This window comes from Azospirillum sp. B506 (assembly GCF_000333595.1).
Taxonomy (GTDB): domain Bacteria; phylum Pseudomonadota; class Alphaproteobacteria; order Azospirillales; family Azospirillaceae; genus Azospirillum.
Genome location: NZ_BADK01000835.1, coordinates 1 through 890, shown reverse-complemented (window position 1 = coordinate 890; position 890 = coordinate 1). Strand labels below are relative to the sequence as shown.

Annotated in this window: 2 protein-coding genes; both read left to right on the top strand. The window is 64.5% G+C overall.

What is annotated here, in order from left to right:
• The first annotated feature begins 106 nt into the window (after positions 1-106).
• Positions 107-589: an ABC transporter substrate-binding protein gene (locus tag I71_RS26070; RefSeq protein ID WP_049976339.1), complete on the top strand. Its 483-nt coding sequence runs from the start codon at positions 107-109 to the stop codon at positions 587-589.
• Between the two features lie 2 nt (positions 590-591).
• A partial coding sequence (locus I71_RS36485; RefSeq protein ID WP_199902262.1) for a hypothetical protein occupies positions 592-890 on the top strand: 299 nt, incomplete at its 3' end.

The window sequence follows — 890 nt, the reverse complement described above, 5'->3', positions numbered from 1 at the left end:
GGCCGACGAGGCGGTCGGCCCACCGGCAGTTCCGGCCCAGTGCCGAGGCTTACCTGTCGCTCGGTGTCGAGGTGGTTCTCGCCAATGGCGGAGCGACCACAAGACCGTGGAACTGCTGGAGCGGTTCGGCGTGCGGGTGGTCCGCATCCCGCTGGTCGAGCGGTTCGAGGACATCGAGACGGTGACGGCGACGGTCGCCGAGGCCCTGGGCCATCCCGAGCGCGGCAGGGTCCTGAACGATGCGGTCCGCCGGCGGCTGGCCGCGGTGCGGGCGGAGGATGCCGGTGCCGGCCGCCCGGCGCTTTATCTGCGTCCCGGTGGTGGCAGTGCCGCCGCCGGAACCTTCGTCGACGCGGTGATGGCGGCGACCGGTCTCACCAACCAGGCGACCGCCGAAGGGCGGTCGGGCTGGACCGGCTACGACCTGGAACGCTTCGTCCTCAACCCGCCCGAGATGCTGGTGACCAGCTTCTTCGAGAGTCCCGACCGGTCGCTGCGGCGCGCCTTCGGAGAGCATCCCGCTTTCATCCGGCGGGCAGCGATCACCCCGACCGTGGTGAACCCTGCGCGGCCAAAGGTAAAGGGATGAAAATGGAAGAGAACATCAAAGTAGCAAATCTGTCCACATGTGGTGCTTGCGGTCATGCCCTGCATACGGCATTTGATTTGCCGAATCTTCCCTTGACTGGCATTTTTGTAAGTGAGCGGGAGGCGGAAAAGCCGCATGGGCACGACCAGGCACTTATGATGTGCCGAAGCTGTGGGCATGCTCAGCTGTCTTCCGTTCTTGAACCCGCTTTCCTGTATGGTGGTCATTATGCCCATCGTTCCTCTGCCAGTCACCTGACGCCGTCTTCCACGCAGTTCATTACGGCCTATCTCGATCGCAT